18 protein-coding genes are annotated in these 20,476 nt (G+C 74.6%); 16 read left to right on the plus strand and 2 right to left on the minus strand.

Going from position 1 to position 20,476, the window contains the following annotated elements; genetic code table 11:
* Nucleotides 1–25 precede the first annotated feature (25 nt).
* The 16 genes from ACFXPX_RS03450 to ACFXPX_RS03525 all read left to right on the plus strand — a co-directional run bounded on the left by ACFXPX_RS03450 (nt 26) and on the right by ACFXPX_RS03525 (nt 17,691).
* Entirely contained in the window at nt 26–1,228 is a 1,203-nt protein-coding gene (locus ACFXPX_RS03450) for an acyltransferase family protein (RefSeq protein ID WP_380586656.1), read from the plus strand.
* 152 nt (nt 1,229–1,380) lie between these two features.
* On the plus strand, nt 1,381–1,896 hold the full coding sequence (locus ACFXPX_RS03455; protein ID WP_380586659.1) for a hypothetical protein: 516 nt from the start codon (nt 1,381–1,383) through the stop codon (nt 1,894–1,896).
* Between the two features lie 46 nt (nt 1,897–1,942).
* Nucleotides 1,943–3,175: a 3-deoxy-7-phosphoheptulonate synthase gene (locus ACFXPX_RS03460; RefSeq protein WP_380523211.1), complete on the plus strand. Its 1,233-nt coding sequence runs from the start codon at nt 1,943–1,945 to the stop codon at nt 3,173–3,175.
* A gap of 131 nt (nt 3,176–3,306) precedes the next feature.
* The gene (locus ACFXPX_RS03465) at nt 3,307–3,837 is read left to right on the plus strand and encodes a hypothetical protein (protein ID WP_380639463.1); all 531 of its coding nucleotides are present in this window, start codon (nt 3,307–3,309) and stop codon (nt 3,835–3,837) included.
* Nucleotides 3,824–5,527 carry a GH3 auxin-responsive promoter family protein gene (locus ACFXPX_RS03470; RefSeq protein ID WP_380639465.1) on the plus strand — a complete coding sequence of 568 codons (1,704 nt, stop codon included), beginning with the start codon at nt 3,824–3,826 and terminating at the stop codon, nt 5,525–5,527. The genes ACFXPX_RS03465 and ACFXPX_RS03470 overlap by 14 nt, the downstream gene beginning before the upstream one ends.
* A gap of 51 nt (nt 5,528–5,578) precedes the next feature.
* Entirely contained in the window at nt 5,579–6,436 is an 858-nt protein-coding gene (locus ACFXPX_RS03475; RefSeq protein WP_380586661.1) for a class I SAM-dependent methyltransferase, read from the plus strand.
* Between the two features lies 1 nt (nt 6,437).
* Nucleotides 6,438–7,883: an FAD-dependent oxidoreductase gene (locus tag ACFXPX_RS03480; RefSeq protein ID WP_380523208.1), complete on the plus strand. Its 1,446-nt coding sequence runs from the start codon at nt 6,438–6,440 to the stop codon at nt 7,881–7,883.
* Complete coding sequence (locus ACFXPX_RS03485; protein ID WP_375887200.1) at nt 7,880–9,037, plus strand: hypothetical protein; 1,158 nt, start codon at nt 7,880–7,882, stop codon at nt 9,035–9,037. The genes ACFXPX_RS03480 and ACFXPX_RS03485 overlap by 4 nt, the downstream gene beginning before the upstream one ends.
* 32 nt (nt 9,038–9,069) lie before the next feature.
* Nucleotides 9,070–9,789 carry a DUF6182 family protein gene (locus ACFXPX_RS03490; protein WP_375887202.1) on the plus strand — a complete coding sequence of 240 codons (720 nt, stop codon included), beginning with the start codon at nt 9,070–9,072 and terminating at the stop codon, nt 9,787–9,789.
* Nucleotides 9,782–10,438: a LysR substrate-binding domain-containing protein gene (locus ACFXPX_RS03495; protein ID WP_380639467.1), complete on the plus strand. Its 657-nt coding sequence runs from the start codon at nt 9,782–9,784 to the stop codon at nt 10,436–10,438. Before ACFXPX_RS03490 ends, ACFXPX_RS03495 begins: the two co-directional genes overlap by 8 nt.
* Nucleotides 10,435–11,265: an alpha/beta fold hydrolase gene (locus ACFXPX_RS03500; RefSeq protein ID WP_375887207.1), complete on the plus strand. Its 831-nt coding sequence runs from the start codon at nt 10,435–10,437 to the stop codon at nt 11,263–11,265. The genes ACFXPX_RS03495 and ACFXPX_RS03500 overlap by 4 nt, the downstream gene beginning before the upstream one ends.
* Complete coding sequence (locus tag ACFXPX_RS03505) at nt 11,259–12,113, plus strand: class I SAM-dependent methyltransferase (RefSeq protein WP_375887209.1); 855 nt, start codon at nt 11,259–11,261, stop codon at nt 12,111–12,113. The genes ACFXPX_RS03500 and ACFXPX_RS03505 overlap by 7 nt, the downstream gene beginning before the upstream one ends.
* Nucleotides 12,114–12,158: 45 nt before the next feature.
* On the plus strand, nt 12,159–13,511 hold the full coding sequence (locus tag ACFXPX_RS03510; protein WP_380523206.1) for a cytochrome P450: 1,353 nt from the start codon (nt 12,159–12,161) through the stop codon (nt 13,509–13,511).
* A 35-nt stretch (nt 13,512–13,546) separates the two neighbouring features.
* Nucleotides 13,547–15,373 (plus strand): AMP-dependent synthetase/ligase, encoded by a 1,827-nt coding sequence (locus tag ACFXPX_RS03515; RefSeq protein WP_380639469.1) that lies wholly within the window; start codon nt 13,547–13,549, stop codon nt 15,371–15,373.
* A 181-nt stretch (nt 15,374–15,554) separates the two neighbouring features.
* Nucleotides 15,555–16,943, plus strand: a complete 1,389-nt coding sequence (locus ACFXPX_RS03520; RefSeq protein ID WP_380639498.1) for an MFS transporter — start codon at nt 15,555–15,557, stop codon at nt 16,941–16,943.
* Between the two features lie 88 nt (nt 16,944–17,031).
* On the plus strand, nt 17,032–17,691 hold the full coding sequence (locus ACFXPX_RS03525) for a LuxR C-terminal-related transcriptional regulator (protein ID WP_380639471.1): 660 nt from the start codon (nt 17,032–17,034) through the stop codon (nt 17,689–17,691).
* On the opposite strand, the gene ACFXPX_RS03530 is transcribed toward ACFXPX_RS03525, so the two are convergent.
* Nucleotides 17,645–19,201: a long-chain fatty acid--CoA ligase gene (locus tag ACFXPX_RS03530; RefSeq protein WP_380639473.1), complete on the minus strand. Its 1,557-nt coding sequence runs from the start codon at nt 19,199–19,201 to the stop codon at nt 17,645–17,647. The two genes, ACFXPX_RS03525 and ACFXPX_RS03530, sit on opposite strands and share 47 nt — an antisense overlap.
* Nucleotides 19,198–20,445, minus strand: coding sequence for a 5-aminolevulinate synthase (gene hemA, locus ACFXPX_RS03535; RefSeq protein WP_380523202.1), 1,248 nt, complete (start codon nt 20,443–20,445; stop codon nt 19,198–19,200). Before hemA ends, ACFXPX_RS03530 begins: the two co-directional genes overlap by 4 nt.
* Between the last annotated feature and the right edge of the window lie 31 nt (nt 20,446–20,476).

Consider the following 20,476-nt stretch of genomic DNA (forward strand, 5'->3'; position numbering starts at 1 on the left):
CACCCCACCGTCGGGAGTCTTCACCATGTCCAGTCCGACCGGGACACCCGTGCCCGCGTCCGCGCGCTTCGCACGGCTGCCCTCCCTGACCGGCATGCGGTTCTTCGCCGCGTTCATGGTCTTCCTCTTCCACTCGACCCTGCCGCCGTACACGCCGTTCACGGGCGGCACCGCCGTATCCGTCACGCACGCCGTCAGCAAGGCGGGCTGGCTGGGCGTCGGGTTCTTCTTCGTCCTCAGCGGCTTCGTGCTGACCTGGTCGGCCCGCCCGGGGGACAGGCCCCGGCAGTTCTGGCGGCGCCGGTTCATGAAGATCTACCCGAACCACGTGGTGACCTTCTTCATCGCGCTGGCGCTGTTCGCCTACATGAAGGCCACCTGGACGGCGGGGATCTCCAACCTCTTCCTGCTGCACACCTGGATCCCGGACGCCAAGGTCTTCCAGAGCATCAACCCGCCCGCCTGGTCGCTCTCCGTCGAGGCCGTCTTCTACCTGTGCTTCCCGCTGCTGCACCGGGCGATCCAGCGGATCCGGCCGGAGCGGCTGTGGCTGTGGGTGGGCATCCTGGCCGCCGCCGTGGTCGCCGTCCCCGCCGTCGCGTACGCGGTCCTGCCGGACTCCCCGGCCATGCCGCTGAAGTTCGAGGCCTCGGTGTGGCAGTACTGGTTCGTGTGGCAGCTGCCGCCGTTCCGGATCCTGGAGTTCGCGGTGGGCATCCTGATGGCCCGGATCGTCATGACCGGCCGCTGGATCAAGTTCCCGGTCCTGCCGGCGCTGGCGCTGGTCGCCGTCGCCTACGTGGTCGAGCTGAAGTGGGTGCCGTGGCTGTACGCGATGAGCGCGGTGACGCTGATCCCGGTCGCCCTGCTGATCGCCGCGATGGCCAGCACCGACATCGCGGGCCGGCCCTCGTTCCTGCGCAAGCGGGTCTTCGTCTGGCTCGGTGAGGTCTCGTTCGCCTTCTACCTGGTCCACGACATCACCGTGCACGTCTTCGTCGACCGCTTCGGCCTCAGCGCGTCGCACAGCGCCCCGGTCGCGGCCGGGATCCTCGCCAGTGAAGTGCTGATCAGCGTCTTCTTCTCCTGGCTGCTGTTCATCGGCGTCGAGCAGCCGCTGATGAAGCGCTTCGCGCGCGGCCGTCCGGCGCAGCCGAGCGGCGCCGCAGGCGGTGCCGGCAGCGCCGAGCCCGACGGCCGGCCGGCCGAAGCGGTGCGGACGCACTGACGCCCGCGCCACCCCCCTGAACCGGGGTGGTCGCGCCACGCCCCCCGGCGCGGCCACCCCCTCCCTTCCCCGCCCTTCCCTTCCCCTCGCCCCGGCGCGACCGCAGGACGCTCCCCCCTCCGGCAGACCGACAACAGCCCAGGAGACCGATGATGAGCCCCCTCCAGCCGACCGCCGAACTGAGCGCCAGCACCCGGATGCTGCTGGCCTGCGACGGTTCCACCACCCTGCTCCTGCAAGCCCTCACCGGCCACGACCTGTCGATCCGGGTCGACGCCCAGGGCGACACCCCGGCCGGCCGCCTCCCGGACGGCATCCGCTCCGCGCTCGGACTCGCGGACTCCGCCGTCGTCCTGGAGCGCCGCTCCTGCCTGGTGACCCCCGAGCAGGAGGTGGTCAGCATCAACCGGGTGGTGTTCGACGGGGCCGCCCGCAGCCGGATGGGCGTGCCCGACGCGCTCACCCCGATCGGCCTCCAGCTCCGCGACCAGCAGGTGCACCAGCACCGCGAACAGCTGTCCACCGGACTCATGCGCTGGCGGGACAGCCTCACCGAGCAGTGGGTGGACTCCGCCTTCAAGGAGTACGTCATCCACTACGCCGCCGGCGGACAGGCCTACGTGCACGAGCAGTTCAACCCGCACATGGTCCAGCTCGCGAACGACTGAGACCCGTCACCGCCTGATCGCCCTTCACCACAGCGAAGGAACTGTCATGCCCCAGGCTCTCGCGACCGCCGAACAGGCGGCCCGCACCCCGCACTCGCACGCCGGAGACCAGACCGGCTGGCGCTTCTACCGGGCGGCCCAGCAGCCGTCCTGGGCCGATCCGGCCCGGCGCGACGAGGTCTGCGCCGACCTCTCCGGCCGTCCCGTCCTCACCCGGCTGCCCGACCTGCTCCAGCTGCGCCGCGAGCTGGCCGGCGTCGCGGCCGGCGACGCCCACGTGCTCCAGGCCGGCGACTGCGCGGAGGACTTCGCGGAGTGCACGGCCGAGCACGCGGTCCGCAAGGAGCGCGCCCTCGTGCGCCTCGCCGACACCGTCGCGGTCTCGACCGGGATCCCGGTCGTCCGGATCGGCCGGATCGCGGGCCAGTTCGCCAAGCCCCGGTCCGCGCCCACCGAGGACGTCGACGGCCGCCCGCTGCCGGCCTTCCGCGGCCACATCGTCAACTCCGAGGCCCCGGACGCGGCGGCCCGCAGACACGACCCCGAGCGCATGCTGCGCGCCTACCGGGCCGCCAAGACGGTGGCCGACGCCATCGAGGGGCGGCACGACCGCAGTCCGGCGATCGGACGGCGCACCTGGATCAGCCACGAAGCCCTGGTGATGGACTACGAGACGGCCCTGGTGCGGTTCGACGAGTCCGCGGGCGGCTGGTTCCTGGGCTCCACCCACCTCCCGTGGATCGGCGAGCGCACCCGGCACAGCGAGGGCGCGCACGTGCGCCTGCTGGCCGACGTGATGAACCCGGTGGCCTGCAAGGTGAGCGGCAAGGCCGAGGTGCAGGACCTGCTCGACGTGGTCGGGCGCCTCGACCCCGAGCGCGAGCCCGGCCGGCTGACGCTGATCTCCCGGTTCGGCAAGGACGACGTGCGCACCCGCCTGCCGGCCCTCGCCCAGGCCGTCAAGAACGCCGGACACCCCGTCGTCTGGCTCTGCGACCCGATGCACGGCAACACCTACAAGGCCTCGAACGGCATCAAGACCCGGCGCCTGGACGACGTCTGCGACGAGATCCGGGGCTTCGTCTCCGCCCTGCGCGGCGTCGGGATCCGCCCCGGCGGCCTGCACCTGGAGACCGCCGCCGACGACGTCACCGAGTGCGTGGGCGCGAACGTGCCGGACGAGGCGGCCCTGACGGCGCGCTACACCAGCCTCTGCGACCCCCGGCTCAACCCGGTGCAGGCCTCCCTGGCCGTCGACGCCTTCCTGTCGGCCCTGTAGCGAGGAGGACTCCCATCGACTTCGACGGCGGGCACCCGCCCTTCTGCGTCCTCCTCGGCCCCGACTACTCCGGCAAGTCCTCGGCCCTCGACCGACTCGCCCGGACCGAGCCCCGGTGGCAGTTCCTCTCCGTGGACGACACCCGGCTCGCCCCCGAGCACGAGCTCATCGGCCGGCTGCGCCGCAACGTCGTCAAGGACGTGGCGCCGCACCCGGGCGTCTGGTCCCCGGACTTCTTCGCCACGCTCGTGCAGACCGCCGTCGTCCACCTGCGCGACCAACTGCTGCGCGCCGACGCCGGGACCCCCGTCGTCGTCGACTCCTACTACTACAAGCTGCTGGCCAAGTGCCGCCTCGCCGGAGCGGGGGACAGCCCCCTGCTCGACTGGTGGCGCACCTTCCCCCGGCCGATCCGGGTGGTCTACCTCGACGTGCCGCCCGGGACGACCTGGGAGCGCAGCCGGCAGGGCGCCGACCTCAACGTCCTGGAGTACTACGGCCCGCAGCCGGACCCGGCCGGCTTCCGGCGGTACCAGAGCGACCTGGCCAAGGTCATGCGGGACGAGATCCAGGACCTGCCGGTCACCGTCATCGAGGAACTGGACCGCCCGGAGCTCACCGCGGCCGCGATCCGGGAGGTGGTCACCTATGAGTTCTGCTGAGGCCTGGTCCGACCCCGTCCGGCTGCGGCGCTACCGCGAGCGGGTGTTCGCCGAACGGCGGGGCCTGCGGGCCGCGTTCACCGACCCGGCCGGGAGCCAGCGGCAGGTGCTGACCGACCTGCTGGAGTTCAACGCGGGCACGGAGTACGGGAAGCGGCACGGCTTCGCCCGGATCCGCACCCTCGACGAGTACCGCGGGGCCGTCCCGGTGCAGACCTACGCCGACCTCGAACCGTGGATCGAACGGGCCGCGGCCGGCGAGCGGAACGTCCTGACCGCCGACCACCCCGCCGTGTTCTTCACCAGCAGCGGCAGCACCGGCGCCCACAAGAAGATCCCGGTCACCCCCCGCTTCATGCGCACCACCTTCTTCCCCTTCTACTACGCCGCGTGGGCGCCGCTCATCGAGCACTTCCCGGAGGTCCTGGAGTCCCCCGGGGCGGTGCTGAACCTCAAGCACGACCCCGTCGCGGCCCCGCCCACCACGGCCTCCGGGCGCCCCCACGTCGGCGCCAGCCAGGTCGACTTCGGGTCCGCCTTCGGGGAGCCGCTGTCCGCGGAGCCCGGCACCGGCGCCCCCTGGGCGACCCTCCCGGTGCCCGTCGCGGCGGACCGGCACGCGGAGAAGATGTACCTGCGGCTGCGCCTCGCGGTGGAGAGCGACGTCCGCTGCGTCATCGGCATCAACCCGGCGATGGTCGCCGCCCTGCCGTACCAGCTGAACCTGTGGTGGCCCCGGATCGTCCGGGAGGTCCGGGACGGCACCCTCGGCGGCCTGCCGCACCGCGCCCCCGACCCCGCCCGGGCCGCCGAACTGGAGCGCCTCGCCGAGCGGCACGGCACCGTGCGCCCGTGCCACGTCTGGCCCCGGATGCGCGCCCTGTTCTGCTGGACCACCGGGGTGGCCTCGCTGTACCTCCCGCGGCTGCGCGAGGAGTACGGCCCCGGCGTGGTGGCCCTGCCCGCCCCCGTGGCCGCCTCCGAGGGCCCGGTGGGCGTCGCCCTCGACCGGCACGGCCGGGCGGGCAGCCTGGTGGCGAACGCCGCGGTGTACGAGTTCGCCGACGCCGACCGGGACCTCGGCCCCGACACCGCCACCCTCCGGCCGCACGAACTGGAGCCGGACCGCGACTACCACGTGGTGTTCAGCCACGTCGGCGGGCTCTACCGGTACGCGGTGGGCGACGTCGTCCGCGTCGTCGACCACCAGGACGGCGTGCCGCGCCTGGAGTACGCCGGCCGGGCGAACCGCTCCGACCACGCCGGTGAGCGGCTGCGCGACGCCCAGGTGACCAGGGCGCTGCACGGCGCGCTGGACGCCACCGGCCTCGAACTGCGCAACGTCGCCTGCCGGGTCGCCGGAGCCCCGCACCGCTCCCCGGGCTACGAGTTCGCCGTCGCCCCGCGCACCCCGTGGTGCCCGGAGGAGTCCGAGCGCTTCACCGACCTCCTCGACCGGGCCCTCCAGCGGCAGTCGGCCGACTACCGCACGGCGCGCGGCCGGGGCCGGCTGGCCGCCCCGACCCTCCTGCGGCTCGACCCCGACGCCTTCCTGCGCGACTGGCAGGCCCGGGTCGAGAGCGGCATCCGCCCCACCCAGGTCAAGGACCGGCTGTTCAGACAGGACCCGCAGGAGTGGGCCCGGCTGACCGGACAGGGCCCCGAAGGACACGGCACAGCAGCCCCCTGAGCCGGCGACGAGCCGCCGCGGGCCTGCGCACCCACCAACCGGAGGACCGACATGACCGCTTCACTGGACGCCGTCGAACGCACCGCGCTCCTCACCGCCGCCCTGCGCGCCGCCGAGAGCAAGCGCCCGGACCGGCTGTACGAGGACCCGTACGCCGCCGCCCTCGCCGGGGACATCGGTCCCGAACTGCTCGCCGAGGTGATCCGCGCGACCTTCCCGCCGGGCCGCGAGCGCACCGTCCCGAGCACCCCCGACTACAACGCGATCCGCACCCGGTTCTTCGACGACTACCTCCGGGCGGCGGCCGAGGACCAGGACACCACCCAGATCGTGCTGGCCCCGGCCGGCATGGACTCCCGCGCCTACCGGCTGGACTGGCCCGAGCGGGTGCGCTGGTTCGAGGTCGACCGGCCGGCCGTGCTCGCCCACAAGGCCGAGCGGCTCGGGGCGACCGAGCCGCGCACCGACCACCGGACGGTCGCCGTCGACCTCACCGAGCCCGACTGGGAGGCCCGTCTGGAGGCCGCCGGGTACGACCCCGCCGTCCCCTCCACCTGGCTGCTCGAAGGGCTCCTCTACTACGTCCCCGCGCCCGACGCCCACCGCGTCCTGGAGCGGGTGGCCGCGATCTCGGCCCCCGGCAGCCGGATCGCCGCCGACATCGTCAACGCGGCCGCCCTGACCCTGCCCCACATGCGCGGCCTGCTCGACGTGTTCAGCGGCTGGGGCTGCCCCTGGCTGTTCGGCACGGACGAGCCGGAGGAGCTCTTCGACCGGCACGGCTTCGACGTGCGGGCGACCCAGCCCGGCGAGGCGGGCGCCGACTTCGGGCGCTGGCCGGACCCGGTGCCGCCGCGCAGCGAGCGCGACGTGCGGCGGGTCTTCTTCGTCCACGGGCGGCGGCGCTGACATGCCGACCGCAGTGATCGTCGGCGGAAGCGTCGCCGGGCTGGCGAGCGCGCTCGCCCTGTCCGGGACCGGGTACCGCGTGCTGGTCCTGGAGCGCGCCCCGGGACCGCCGCAGTGGTCCACCGCGGATCCCGGCTCCGGGTGGCGGCGCCCGACCGCGCCCCAGGGCCTCCAGTCGCACACCCTCACCTCGCTCGGCGTCCGCGTCCTGCGCGAACGCGCACCGCGGCTGCTGGCCGACGCCGGGGCCGCGGGCGCGACGGTCCTCGACCTCACCCGGGCGCTGCCCGCCGACGCCGCCGACAGCGCCCCGGAGCCCGGCGACGGCGACCTGGTCGCGCTCGGCTGCCGCCGCTCCACCCTGGAGCTGCTGCTGCACCGGACGGTCAGCGACACGCCCGACGTCACCGTCCGGCACGACACCACCGTCACCGGCCTCGAACTCCACCCCGGGCACCGGGGCGTGGCGGCCGTCGTCACCGGCGCGGGCGAGCGGGTGCGCGCCGACATCGTGGTGGACGCGACCGGGCGCCGGGCGCTGTCCCGCCGCTGGCTGCACGACGCCGGCATCCCGGTGACCGCCGACCGCACCAGCGCGTCCGGGCTGGTCGGCCACACCCGCTTCTACCGGCTGCGGGGCCGTGCCCTGCCGGGGCCGCTCAACCGCGGCCACGGCGTCGGGGACGTCTACGACCACTACGCGGGCGTGCTGCACCCCGGCGACGACGGCACCTTCTCCATCGCCCTCGGCTCCCTGCCGGGCGACCGCGTCCTCCAGGCCGGCCTGCGCACCCGCACCGGGTTCACCGCGGCCGCCCGCGCCACCCCGGGCCTCGCCCCCTGGCTGGAGGAGGGCGTCAGCTCCCCGATCTCGCCGGTACGGGTCATCTCCAGCCCGCCCAACACCCTGCGCGGGGCGGCCGGCCCGCGGCAGGTCCCCGTCCCGGGCCTCTTCCAGGTCGGCGACGCCGCCTGCATCACCAACCCGCTCTTCGGCCGCGGCATGTCGCTCGCCCTCGACCACGCCTTCCGGCTCGCCGACCTGCTGGCCGAGCAGCCCGACGTCGACGCCGCGCAGCGCCTGGCCGTCGCCCGGATGACCCACGAGCTGTTCCTGCCCTGGTACGAGCAGGCCGCCGGGGCCGACCGGCTGCGCAGCGCCCGCTGGCAGGCCGCCGTCGACGGCCGCCCCGCCGTGCCGGTGCCGCCCACCGGCGGGCTGCCCTCCGGCGCGGAGATCGCCGCCGCGGCCCGCACCGACGGCACGGTCTGGCGGGGGCTCACCCGGATGCTGATGACCCTGCGCACGCCCGCGCAGCTGTTCGCCGACGACAAGTTCCTGGCCCGGGTCCGGCAGGCGGCCCCCGCCGGCCCCGCGCCGACCCCGCCGCCCGGCCGGGACGAGCTCCTGCGCCGGGTCACCGCGACAGAAGGGACTCGCGCATGACGACGACCCTCCCGGTGGCGGGCCCCCGCCCGCGACCGGACGCGGCGGACCGCCCCCGGGTGCTCCTCGCGCCCGTCACCATCACCCCGTCCAAGCCGCTCACGCCGAGCCACCTCAAGGGGCTGCTGTGGACGGACGTGATGTACCGGGCCACCCGCCCCCTCGCGGACGTCGCCTACCGCTACAGCCACACCACCTACCACGCCACCGAACAGACCCTGGGCTTCTGGGAGTTCCTCGACCGCAGCCGGGGCGCCACCGACTACGGCGACCTCACCGAGGAGCGGATCGGCGAGCTGTACGTCGCCTTCCGCGCGGCCGAGCGCGCCCCCGCGCAGGCCCTGCTCCCGTACGCCGAGGCGGTCGAACGCGGCTGGGTGCACCCGGTGGGCACCCGCGTCCTCCAGCTGTGGTCCGGGCACTACGCGGCCCTCGGCCTGCACGACCCGGGACTGCTGCGGCACCAGCCGCCCGGCCTGGGCCTGGACGCCGTCCTCGACCGGCTCACCGCGCTCGGCATGTGCCTGGACCAGCGCGAGGTCGGCGGCCCCGTCTACCTGGACCTCACCCGCTTCGGACTGCCGCTGCGCCGGCTGGTCACCGCGGACGGGCGGCCGAACTACCTGGCCTGCGCCCTGCGGGAACTCATCCCGCTCGCCCCGGACTTCGACGAGCTGGTGCTCCTCTACGACCACGAACTCGACTCCGACTACCAGCAGTTGGAGCGGGTGCTGAGCGAGTTCGGCCCGCGCGTGCGGCGGGTGCCGGTCGGCCGGGTGCCCATCGAGGGCCGGATCCGCTCCGCGCGGCAGGGCGGCTGGCGGGGGCTGCACGCCGGGACGCTGATCGACGCCGCCCGCGCCGAGCACCACGAGGACGCCGTACGCCTGGGCATGCGGCTGTACTTCATCGCCGTGCTCGGCCCCGGCCGGCAGCAGTCGTTCCGCTCCGACCTGCTGGCGCAGTGCCTCCGGCGGGCCGAACGCCTGCTGGAGGAGGCCGGTCCGGAGGCGGACGCCGCGGCGCTCCGGGAGCAGCTGGCGCAGCACCGGAAGGACCACGTGTACGTCAACCCCTACCGGCTGACCTCCCACCTCCTCGGCAGGCGCCGCGCCGCGCCCGCCGAGGACCTGCTGCGGGCGGTGTTCCTGTGAGCGCCGGGGCCGCCTCCACCACGCAGGACTGCTTGCGCGAACAGGAGGCGATGCGGATCCGCGCGGCCCGTCCCGACCTCGCCGCCCGGCACGACCTGACCTCGTACGACGGCCTGACCGCCGCCCGCGGCGACATCACCGCGGAGGGCGACACGGGCAGTTCGGTCGTGGTGGTGCTCAAGGCCTTCGACCTGGCCCGGTGGGTGCGCGACACCTGCGTCTTCGCCCTCGGCGTCGAACCCCGGCAGGCGGCGGACTGGCGGACCTCCTTCACCCGCACCGTCTTCCTCGCCGGCAACCCGGAGCAGCTGCGCGAGCGGTTCCGCTTCGCGCACACCGCCGCCGACGGCTCCGCGGCCTGGACCGCGCCCGGGCCCGCCGCCCGGACCTCCGCGCTGCGCAGGCTGCTCAAGGCCTTCGACGCGCCCGCCCGGCTGCCGGACCGGCCGGACACCCTGGTCGAGATCCCCGGCGGGCCCCACCCGCCGGGCCGGCCGCGGGCCCGCCGCGACCTGTACGTCGCCACCGCGGAGTGCACCATCTCGGAGGCCCTGGTGCACGTCAACCACGTGCTGGCGGAAGCCGTCCTGGACGGCCACATCGCGCCCGGCGACCACCTGGTGGTGCACCAGGTGCCCCGGATCGTCGGGGCCCCCGCGCACCTGGTCACCGTGCGCGTGACCACCGAGAAGCACCTTCCCGGACGGCTCAAGGCGGCCGCCGGACTGACCGAGGAGGCACGCGTTGCCTGAGCAGACCCCCACCCCCGAGCGGATCCCGACGGCCGGGAACCCCCCGACCGTCCGCTTCGGCTACCACGGCTCCACCGAGGTGGTGGACCGCATCGTCCGGCTCGCCGGCTGTGAGCGGGCCGACGTGCGGCTGGTCGAGTACGACATCGCCGACCCGTTCCGCGGCGTCCGGGCGGGCGAACTGGACGTGATGATCGTGAAGTTCGGCATCCACGAACCCGACCTGGTCACCAGCCGGGTGCTCACCGAGGACGCCCGCGCGGTGGTCGTCGGCTCCGGGCACCCGCTGGCCGGCCGGGCGTCGGTCTCCATCGAGGAGCTCGCCGACTACGACGCCTTCGCCCCGCCCGGGGACTTCCCCGCGTACGTGTGGGACGACGTGGTCCCGGCGCGCACGCCCGCCGGGCGGCCCATCCGCCGGGTGCGCCGGGTGCGCACCGTCCCGGAGATGATGCGCACGGTCGCCGCCGGCGACGCCGTGCACATCTCGCTGGTCTCGCTCGCCGACCTCGCGCCGCCCGGCATCGAGGTGGTGCCGATCCACGACCTGCCGCCCGCCCCGGTCACCCTGGCGTGGGTCCGCGGCGCCGAGGTCCACGCCCACGTGCGGGAGTTCATCACCACGGCCGAGGCGGAGGCCTCCCGGTGACCGTGACCGCCCCCCGGACACCCGCCACCCGTAGGCCCGGCGCCCGCACGCCCGTCGTCCTGCTGCACGCGCTCTCCCTGCACGCCTCGATGTGGGCGGCCCAGGAGCGCGCCCTGCGCGCCCTGGGGCGCACCGTCCTGGCCGTCGACCAGCGCGGTTTCGGATCGGCCCCGCTCGGCGACGCCCCGCCCTCGCTCGACGTGGTCGCCGACGACCTGGCCCGCACGCTCGACGGGCACGGCCTGGACCGGGTCGTCCTGGCCGGATCGTCCATGGGCGGCTACGCGGCGATGGCGTTCCTGCGCCGCCACCCCGACCGGGTCGCCGGGCTCGCCCTGCTCTCCGCCCGCGCCACCGCCGACGACCCCGAGGACGCCGCCCAGCGGCTCCGCTTCGCGGAACTGGTCCAGGACCCGGCCCACCGGCCCGTGCTGGTGGAGCGGGTCACCCCGCTGCTGCTCGCCGACTCCACCTGCGCCGAGCGCCCCGACCTGCTCGCCCGGGTCCTCGCCGACGCGCGCGCCGCCGACCCCGCCGCGCTGGCCTGGGCCCAGCGGGCGATCGCGGCCCGCCCCGACTCCACCGACGTCCTGCGGGCGGCCCGGGTGCCCGCCCTGGTGATCGCCGGCGCGCAGGACGCCCTGGTCGCCCCGGAGGAGTCCCGGTACGTCGCGGACGCGCTGCCGCAGGGGCGCCTGATCACCCTCACCCGCACGGGCCACCTCCAGCCTCTGGAGGCCCCCGAGGCGGTCACCGACGCCCTCCGCGGCCTGCTGGCCGAGGTCGACGCCACGGCGGACGCCCGGAGCGGGGCCCGGGCGTGCTGACCGAGGACCACGAGGCCTGGGGGCACACCTCCTCGACCGGCCTCGGCTTCACCCACCACGCCATCGTCGACGCGCACTTCCGCGCCTGCGAGGAGACCTATCTGGACCTGCTCGGCCGGGCCGGCCTGCGCCCCGGACAGCACGTCCTGGACGCGGGCTGCGGCCCCGGCGACTTCCTGCCGCACCTCGCCGCGCTGGTCGGCGCAGGCGGCCGGATCACGGCCGTCGACCTGGCCGAGGAGAACGCCGCGCTCGCCGCCGAGCGCGCGGCCGCCTGGCGGCTGCCCTGCCCCACCGAGGTCCGCACGGCGGACCTGCTGGACCTGCCCTTCCCGGACGACGGCTTCGACGCCGTCTGGTGCGCCAACACCGTCCAGTACCTCGACGACGACGAACTCGACCGGGCGCTCGCGGAGCTGATCCGGGTCGTCCGCCCCGGCGGCACCGTCGCGGTCAAGGACCTGGACGCCCACCTGATCACCGCCCGGCCCGCCGACCCCTACCTGTTCACCGACTTCTTCCGCGCCGCGGGCGCGCGCCCCGGCTACGCCCGGCAACTCCTGCGCACCCGCGAGCTCCAGCGGCACCTCAGGAGCGCCGGGCTCACCGGGGTGCGCGGGCGGACCGTCCTGATCGAGCACCACGCCCCCCTGGCCCCCGCCGCCCAGGACTTCTACAAGGCCGCGTGCGCGCAACTGGCCGGGCAGGCCCTGGCCCTCGGCCTCGACGACGGGTGGCGGCGGTTCGCCGACCCGGCCGACCCCGCCCACCCGCTGGACGACCCCGACGGCTACGTCAGCGAGGGCAACGTGCTCGCCGTCGGCACCGTGCCCGGCGCTTCCCACTGACCGCGGAACCCGCCGCCCAGGCAACGACGAGGAGCCCGTAGCACCATGCCAGCGACCACCACCGCCCCCTGCCCGCCGGCCCCCGGCCGGGTACCCGTCCTGGGCCACGTGCCCGCACTGCTGCGCCGGCCGCTGTCCTTCTTCGAGTCCACCAGGACCGGGGACCCGCTGGTGCGGGTCGGGTTCGGGCCCGTCGGCCTGTACCTGGCCAACGACCCGGCCCTGGTGCACCGCATCCAGGTCGACACCGCGGCCTTCGAACGCGGCCGCTTCTTCGACGTCCTGGCCGGGCACTTCGGGAACCCGCCGATCGCCTCCGACGGCGCGGGCCACCGGCACCAGCGGCGCACCCTCCAGCCCGCGTTCAGCCGCACCAGCGTGCGCGACCACACCGGGGCCATCGTCGAGGAGGCGCAGCGGCGCTTCGGCGCCTGGCGGCCCGGCACGCCGGTCCGGGCGGACGAGGAGGTCTCCGACTTCGTCGCCGCCGTGGTGCTGCGCTCCCTGTTCGGCGCGGACCTCGCCCCGGCCGTGGTGCGCGACATCCGGCACACCCTCAGCCTGATCTCGGGCAAGCTGCTCGCCGGGACCGTCTTCCCCGAGGCCCTGACGACCCTGCCGACCCCAGCCAACCGGCGCTTCCAGGCCGCCATGGGCCGCTTCCACGCCGTCATCGACGCGCTGATCCGGGACCGGCGGGCCAACCCCGGCCCGGTGCCCGACGTGCTCGACATCCTGCTGAAGGCGACCCACCCGGACACCGGACGCCCCTTCACCGACCACGAGATCCGCGGCGAGGCCCTGATCCTGGTCTTCGCCGGCCTGGAGACCACCAGCACCACGCTGACCTGGGCGGTCTTCGAGACGGCCGTCCGGCCCGAGGTCCAGCAGCGGCTGCACGACGAGGCCGCCCGCGTCCTGGACGGTCGGCCGCTCGGCTACGACCGGGTCAGGGAGCTCTCGTACACCCGCAAGGTCGTGGACGAGACGCTGCGGCTGCACGCGCCGATGCTCTCCACCCGGCGCGCCCGGCACGACGTCGTCCTCGCCGGAACCCTCGTCCCGGCCGGCGCGGAGGTCGGCTACAGCCCGCGCGCCGTGCACCGCAACCCGGCCGTCTACCCGGACCCGCACCGCTTCGACCCGGAGCGCGCCGCGGCCGACCCCGAGCAGGCCCCGCCGCCCGGCGCCTACGTCCCCTGGGGCGTCGGAGCGCACCGCTGCATCGGGGAGCACCTCGCCGCGACCACGATGACCGTCGCCCTGGCCACCCTCGCCGCCCGCTGGCAGCTGCGCATCGCGCCCGGCGCCCGGATCCGGATGGCGACGAGCTCCCTGCCGTACCCGCGCAGCCTCCCCCTGGTGGTGCGCCCGCGCGGCCGCGACGGTGCCGAGTGACCCAGGAACGACCCCCGCAACCGAAGGAGCCCGCCGTGGCATCGGCGACACCGCCCCGACCGTCCGTCGACACCGGGAACCTGACGATCACCCGGCTGCTGCGCCGCAACGCCCGCGCCTTCCCCGGCCGTCCCGCGCTCACCGGCGGCACCGGCCCCGACGCCACCACCCGGACCTGGTCGCAGCTGCGCGCCGAGACCGCCGCGCTCGCCCACGGCCTGGCCGGGCTCGGCCTGTCCCGCGGCGAGCGGGTGCTGATCGCGATGTCCAAGCGGCCCGAGCACTGGATCACCGACCTGGCCGCCGTCCACCTCGGCGCGCTGGCCTGCACCCCCTACGACACGCTGAGCACCGAACAGCTGCGCTTCGTGGCCCGGCACAGCGCGGCCACCGTCGTGGTCCTGGAGGGTGCCGAGCAACTGCGGCGCTGGCAGCCGGTGCTGACGGAGATGCAGGGGCTGCGCGCGGTCGTGCTGGTGGAGCCGGCGGCCGTCCCCGCGGGTGACCCGCGGTACGTCATGTACGCCGAGCTGACCCGCGAACTGCCCGACGAGCGCGCCTTCGACGAGCTGACCGACACCGCGACGCCCGACACGCCCCTGACCGTCGTCTACACCTCGGGCACCACCGGCGACCCCAAGGGCGTGGTGCTCTCGCACCGCAACGTCATCCACGAGTCGATGATGCAGGACCGCCTCGTCCCCGTGCCCGCGCACCCGCGCACGATCGCCCACCTGCCGCTGGCGCACATCGCCGAGCGGGTGCTGGGCATCTACATGCCGATCTGTAACGCGGGCCACGTCACCATCTGCGACGACCCGGCCCAACTGGCCTCCGCCCTGCGGGCGGTGCGCCCGCACGCGCTCTTCGGCGTGCCGCGGGTGTGGGAGAAGCTGGCGGTCGCGGCGCGCGCCCGGCTCGCGGCGCTGCCGCCCGCGGAGGCCGCGGCCGTCGACGAGGCGCGGGAGACCGCCGTCGAGGTGTACCGGCTGCGGTCGGCCGGGCGGTCGGTCCCGAACGAACTTGCTTCCCAGTATGAAAAGTTGGACGATGTCGTGCTGCAGCCGCTGCGAGCCGCCATCGGGCTCGACGACTGTCACCGCGCCCTCAGCGGCGCGGCGCCCATTCCCACCGCCGTGCTCGAGTTCCTGGCCGGGCTCGGGCTCTCCGTCTACGAGGTGTGGGGGCTCAGCGAAACCACTGGGGCCGCCACCGTCAGTACGCCGGAGGTCTTCGCGCTCGGCGCGGTCGGCCGTCCGGGGCCCGGTATCGAGATCCGGACCGGTGCCGACGGCGAGCTGTTCCTGCGCGGCCCCGTGGTGTGCGCGGGCTACCTGCGCGCCGACGGCGGCCTCGACCCCGCCACCGACGCCGACGGCTGGCTGCCCACGGGCGACGTCGGCGCCGTGGACGACCGCGGCCTGGTCACCATCACCGACCGCAAGAAGGAGCTGATCATCACCGCAGGGGGCAAGAACATCGCCCCGACCAGACTGGAATCCCTGCTGCGCGCCCACCCGTTGATCGGCCAGGCCGCCGCCATCGGCGACCGCCGACGGTACGTCACCGCGCTGCTCGTCCTGGACGAGGACGCCCTGCCCACCTGGGCGCGGGCCAACGGGGTCGACGCGGCGGAGCTGGCCGACCCGGCCCGCCACCCGGCCGTCCGGGCCGCCCTCGACCAGGCCGTCGCCGAGGCCAACGCCGTCCTCGCCCGGGTCGAACAGATCAAGAAGTACCGCCTGCTGCCCGGCCCGTGGACGCCGGAGAGCGGTGAGCTGACGCCGAAGCTCAGCCTGCGCCGGACGGCGATAGCCGAGCTGCACGCGGACGCCATCGAGTCGATGTACGGCGCGGACTGACCCGGCTCCGCCCCCGCCCGACCGGCCGAGCACCCGAGCACCTGACCACCCGTCCGACCCCGACCCTTCCTTCCCCGCGTCCCAGAACCCCGACTCTCGATAAGGAGCCACCCCTGTGTCCGACGGGATCCGTCCCCACAACAGGGTCGCCCTACTCGCCGTGACCTGCATCGGGCAGTTCATGGTCCTCCTCAACAACACCATCACCAGCGCGGCGCTGCCGGACATGCAGAAGCGCCTGGACACGACCCTGACCGGGCTGCAGTGGATCGTGAACGCCTACGTGCTCGCGGTGGCGATGCTGCTGCTGGCCGGCGGCGTCTTCGCGGACCGCTTCGGCGGCAAGCGCATCTTCCTGGGCGGCATGGCGGTGTTCACGCTCGCCTCGCTGGCGTGCTGCCTGTCCGCCTCGGTCGGCTGGCTGCTGGCCGCCCGCATCCTCCAGGGCATCGGGGCCGCGGCGCTCAGCCCCGCCAGCCTCGCGCTGCTCGCCTCCGGCTACCCCGCACCGGGGGACCGGGTGAAGGCGATCGGCCAGTGGGCCACGTTCAGCGGGATCGGCCTCGCGGTCGGGCCCGCGGCCGGCGGCCTGCTGGTGCAGGCCTTCGACTGGCGTGCCATCTTCCTGATCAACATCCCCATCGGCGTGGTGACGCTGATCGTGGGCGCGCGCATCCTTCCGGACCGGCGCAACCCCGAAGCGCCCCCGCTCGACGTGCCCGGCCAGGTGCTGGCGCTCCTGGTCGTCGGCACGCTGGCCTTCGGACTCACCGAGGCCGGTGGCAAGGGCTGGACGGCGCCGCTGATCCTGTCCTGCTTCGCCGCGTCGGTCGTCCTGCTGGTGCTGTTCCTGGTCGTCGAGGCCCGCTCGGCCAGGCCGATGCTGCCGCTGCGCCTGTTCCGGCTGCGGCTGTTCACCGTCTCCAACGCGGCGATGATCGTGGTCGGCTTCGGTCTGATGGGCTCGGGCTTCTTCTTCACCCAGTTCTTCGCCACCGTGCAGGGCCACTCGGTGCTGCGCTCGGCGATGGAGACGCTGCCGTGCACGCTCGCGATGGTGGTGTGCAGCCCGTACGCCGCCCGGATCGCCGCGCGGTTCGGCTTCCGCAGCGTCGTCACCGTGGGCCTGGTCCTGGCCGGGGCCGGGCTGGTGACGATGGCCGCCGTGCACACGGACACGCCGTACCTGAACGTGTGGTGGCGCCTGGCGGTCACCGGTGTCGGCTTCGGCCTCACCATGTCCCCGCTGACCGGGGCGGCCATCTCCTCGGTCAGTGTCCAGGAGGGCGGGCTCGCCTCGGGGATCAGCAGCACCACGCGGCAGATCGGCGCGGTCTTCGGGGTCGCGGTGCTCGGCGCCATCGTGCGCACGCGCCAGGAGCACGGCGCCTCCTACAGCAGCGGTCTGAACACCGCGTTCCTCACCGCCGGGGTCGTCACCCTGGTGAGCGCCGTGTTCACCGGCCTCTGGCTGGTGCGGCAGCAGGCCCCCGCGGCCGTCGTCCCGCAGAGCGTCCCGACGGCCGCTCCCCGGCCCGAGGGCGAGCCGGTCCTGACCGACCGGTCCTGACAAGCAAGGAGGGGTGGCCGCCCCGTCCGGGGCGGCCACCCTCGCACGACCCGAGGCCCCACCCTCGTACGCACAGGAGAAGGAGATCATGCACCTTCCGACGCTTCCGTCCTCGCCGGGCCTCACCGTGGCCCTGGCGCTCCGCAAGGACATCCACCGCTACGGGCTCGAAGGGATGCTGCACTCCCTGGAGTCGATCGCGAGCATCTTCAGCTACCCGACCGTCGCCGACGCCGCGGAGGCGGCGCCGAAGCTGTCGCCGGACCTCCTGCTCACCTCCGCGGCCGAGCTGGCGGAGGCCCCGGACGCGGCGCCGGCCCGGCGGCTGCGCGACCACGACGTGCGGCTGGTGGTCCTGGTCGGCCCCGAGGAGCGGATGACCCCGGCCTGGGCCCCGCACGTGCACGGCTTCGTGGACCGGTCGGCCCTCCACCTCAGCCTGCTGCGGGAGGCGGTCGCCGACGTGTCCGCCGGGCGCTTCCACGTGTCGGCGAGCCTGGCGCGGCGCCTGCTGGTGCCCGCCGACCCCGGCCCCGCGGTCGCGCTGACGGCGCGGGAGACCCAGGTCCTGGAACTGGTCGCGGGCGGCCTGAGCAACAAGCAGGCCGCCCGCGCACTGGGCATCTCGGAGAACGGTGTCAAGCGGTTGATGGGGAACATCCTCGCCAAGCTCAACAGCCCCAACCGCACCCTCGCCGTGGTCAGGGCGATGGAACTCGGCCTGCTGGCGAAGCCAGCAGCAGCGTGACCAGCTCGCGCTTGAGGACCTTGCCGCTGGGGCCGAGCGGCAGCCGCTCGACGAACTCCACCCGGCGCGGCCGCTTGTAGCCGGTCAACTCCCGGCGGGCCAACTCGTCGAGCCCGTCCACGAGTTCGGGGTCGGTGCCGAAGCCGTCCCGGCGCACCACGACGGCGCAGACCTGCTCGCCGCGGGCCGGATCGGGGACACCCACCACCGCGATCTGCTCGACGCCCGGGTGGCGCAGCAGCACGTCCTCGACCTCGCGCGGGTAGACGTTGTAGCCGCCCTGGATGATCACGTCCTTCTTCCGGTCCACCAGCGTGAGGTAGCCGTCCGGTGCCAGGCGCCCGAGGTCCCCGGACCGGAACCAGCCGTCCACCAGCACCTCGGCGGTGGCCTTCGGCAGGCCGAGGTAGCCGGCCATCACGTTGTGGCCCCGGACGACGACCTCGCCCACCTCGCCCACGGGCAGCAGTTCGACGCGGCCCTCCAGGTCGGCGCGGGCGACGGCCACCTCCACACCGGTGACCGGCAGCCCGACGGTGCCGGGCCGCGGCGGCGTCCCCGGGTGGTTGTACGAGACGCAGGGCGAGGTCTCGGTCAGGCCGTACCCCTCGTACACATCGCAGCCGAGGACGGTCCGCACCTGGTTGAGGACGGGCACGGCCAGGGCGGATCCGCCGCTGTAGGCGCGCCGCAGCCGGTGCGCGGGCGCGCCCGCGGCCACCGCCTCCAGCAGCGCGTGGTACATGGTCGGCACGCCCATGAAGACGGTGCAGCCGTGGCGTGCCATCTCCTGGAGGGCCTGCTCGGCGGCGAACCGGGGCGCCAGGACGAGGGTGGCGCCGGCCAGGAAGCAGGTGCCCATGACGCAGACCTGCCCGAAGGTGTGCGACAGCGGCAGGCACCCGTAGAGCACGTCGTCGTCCTGGACCCCGAACGGGGAGACGGCGGTCACCTCGATGTTGGTGACGACGTTGCGGTGGGTGAGCATCGCGCCCTTGGGGCGGCCCGTGGTGCCCGAGGTGTAGAGGATCGCCGCCAGGTCGTCCGGGGCGACCGCCACGTGCCCGTCGACCGGCTGCCCCGGGTGGGGGGCGTCCAGGTCGATCCCGCCGGAGCGGTCGTCCGCCACGGTGAACAGCGCGATCCCGGCGGCCGAGGCGGCCGGCCCGCCCTGCCCGACGACGGTGCCCTCGCAGACCAGGGCGCGCGCGTCGCAGTCCTTGAGGACGAACTCCACCTCGGCGGTGCGGGACTGCGCGTTCATCGGCACCACGACCGCGCCCAGGGCCAGGACCCCGTAGTACGCGGCCGGGAAGCGGGGGGAGTTGGGCAGGAGCAGGACCACCCGGTCGCCGGGGCCGACGCCGTGGTGGCGCAGCACCGCGGCGTACTGGCGGGCCCGGTCCCACAGCTGCCCGTAGGTGACGACGGTGTCGTCCTGGACCAGGGCCGGACGGTCCGGCCGCCGTGCCGCCGTATCGGCGAGCACGGCGGCCAGGGAGCGGGTCACACAAGCTCCTTCGCGGTGGTGTGCCCGGCCGCGCGGTCGGAGGCGGTGGCGATCCCCAGCTCCTGCCAGATGCCCGCCAGGGCCTCGGCGAACTTCTCCACGTCGGCCTCCGTGTGGGTCGCCGACGGGGCGATCCGCAGGAGCTCCTCGCCCGCCCGGACGCTGGGGGCGTTGATGGCCTGGACGTACAGCTTGTGCCGGTCCAGGAGGAGCGCCGAGGCCTCCTTGCACAGGGCGTCGTCGCCGACCAGCGCCGAGACGATGTGCGAGTCGGGCGACAGGAACGGCACGTCGGCCTCCTGGAGCAGCCGGTGCAGCAGCTGGGCGTTGCGGGCCAGGCTCTCCCGCTCGGCGTCGGAGCCGCGCAGGTGGCGCACCGCGGCCAGGGCGCCTGCCGCGGTCGCGGGCGGCAGCGAGGTGGTGAAGACGAACGCCCGCGACATCGTGCGCACCGCGTCGACCAGGTCCTGCGGCCCGGCGATGTAGCCGCCGGCGGTGCCGAGGCCCTTGGCGAGGGTGCCCATGATGACGTCGAACCGGTGGGCGATGCCCTCACGGGCGGCGATGCCCGCGCCCTCGGGGCCGTACATGCCGATGGCGTGCACCTCGTCGAGGAAGGTGGTCGCGCCGTACTGCTCGGCCAGGTCGGCGATCTCGGCGAGCGGCGCCACGTCACCGGACATGGAGTACACCGACTCCAGCACGATCAGCTTGGGCGCCTCCGGGTCGGTCTCCGCGAGGAGTTCGGCCAGGTGCGCGACGTCGTTGTGGCGGAAGATGCGCTTCTGGGCGCCGCTGCGCCGCAGGCCGTCGATCATCGACGCGTGGTTCAGCTCGTCGGAGAAGACGACGGTGCCCTTGGGGTTGCCCGCGATCACCGCGAGCGCGCCGTCGTTGGCGGTGTAGCCGGAGGCGAAGAGCAGTGCCGCGTCCTTGCGGTGCCAGTCCGCGAGTTCGCGCTCCAGCTCCACGTGGCGGTGGTTGGTGCCGCCGATGTTGCGGGAGCCGCCGGAGCCGGCGCCGAACCGGGCCACGGCGTCGTGGACGGCGGCCAGGACGGAGGGGTGCTGTCCCATCCCGAGGTAGTCGTTGCTGCACCAGACGGTGATCTCGTTCTCCTCGTCCGCGGTGCGGGCGATCGCGCTGGGGAAGTTGCCGGCGCGGCGGCCGATCTCCAAGAAGGTGCGGGTGCGGCGCTGCTCCTCGGTGAGCTGCTGGGTGAAGTAGTCGAGGTGCCGGGGCATGGGAGTTCCTCTCGTTCGACACGACGTGAAA

This window comes from Kitasatospora sp. NPDC059146 (assembly GCF_042786665.1).
Taxonomy (GTDB): Bacteria; Actinomycetota; Actinomycetes; order Streptomycetales; family Streptomycetaceae; genus Kitasatospora.